This is a genomic window from Micromonospora sp. M51 (genome assembly GCF_018070305.1).
GTDB classification, from domain to species: Bacteria; Actinomycetota; Actinomycetes; order Mycobacteriales; family Micromonosporaceae; genus Micromonospora; species Micromonospora parva.
In genome coordinates this window covers 1-445 of the sequence record NZ_JAGPXZ010001520.1, presented here as the reverse complement: position 1 = coordinate 445, position 445 = coordinate 1, and the positions used below count along the sequence as shown (strand labels likewise).

The following is a 445-nucleotide window of genomic DNA, read 5'->3' as shown; positions in this document are numbered from 1 at the left end:
ATGTAGGAGGGCGGCAACCACGCCGTGGCATCCTGCGTGATGCCCGACTCCCGGCCGGGAAGGGTGAAGTGCACCCACTGCCCCGAGGTGCTGGCCGCATCCACCTGCGATCCGAAGAAGGAGCTGCTGGCGGGGTTCGTCTGTGCGGCGGTGAAGGGCTGGTGGGGAAGATCCTTCGCGGGGGTGGTCACGGCGGCCGGGACGGCGCCGACGGTCGCGGTGGTCACCGGCCCCCCGCCGTTGGAGAACAGGTCACCCCAGCTGGAGTACCACTGGTTGTCCATGTTCATCTTCAGGAAGACACCCACCAGGGTCAGCAGACCACCAGGACCACGCACACCAGCTGGAGCAGGTACTTCCCCAGCCCGGGCCCACGACGGCGCGGCAGGACCACCACCGTGACCGCGAGCAGGGCCAGCGCCGCCCCTGCGACGACGACGAAGAG

At 69.2% G+C, this 445-nt stretch carries 1 protein-coding gene; it reads right to left on the bottom strand.

The genetic code is table 11. From position 1 onward, the window contains the following. The coding region (locus KBX53_RS35760; protein WP_247676666.1) for a hypothetical protein at positions 1-308 on the bottom strand (308 nt) is incomplete at its 3' end. Positions 309-445 lie beyond the last annotated feature (137 nt).